The organism is Methylobacterium nigriterrae (assembly GCF_037106235.1).
Lineage (GTDB): Bacteria > Pseudomonadota > Alphaproteobacteria > Rhizobiales > Beijerinckiaceae > Methylobacterium > Methylobacterium nigriterrae.
In genome coordinates this window covers 1-307 of the sequence record NZ_JBAWTG010000686.1, presented here as the reverse complement: position 1 = coordinate 307, position 307 = coordinate 1, and the positions used below count along the sequence as shown (strand labels likewise).

At 65.8% G+C, this 307-nt stretch carries 1 protein-coding gene; it reads right to left on the bottom strand.

The features are described 5' to 3' along the window. The coding region (locus WDW90_RS38725) for an aspartate/glutamate racemase family protein (protein ID WP_336492950.1) at positions 1-307 on the bottom strand (307 nt) is incomplete at both ends.

The following is a 307-nucleotide window of genomic DNA, read 5'->3' as shown; positions in this document are numbered from 1 at the left end:
CTGCTCCTCGTGCCACGGAGTGAACACAGGGTCGATGGTCACGAGGCCGATCTTGCGCCCAAGCGTGCAGCCGTAAAGGAGACTGGCCTCCCCCAGGCCGACCACAGGAATGTCGACGGTGCCACGGCACTCGGTCAGGCCGGGCTCCTGGAAATGGCCGATGACGAAGGCATCGAAGCCGTGCTCGGAGGCACGCAGGGCGTTGCGGATGGTCTGATCGGCGCACCGGAACTCGGTGAGCGGGTGGAAGTAGCGGTCGGGCGGGCCGATGCCATGAACCTCGACGATTGTGCCGGGTGAACTGAGG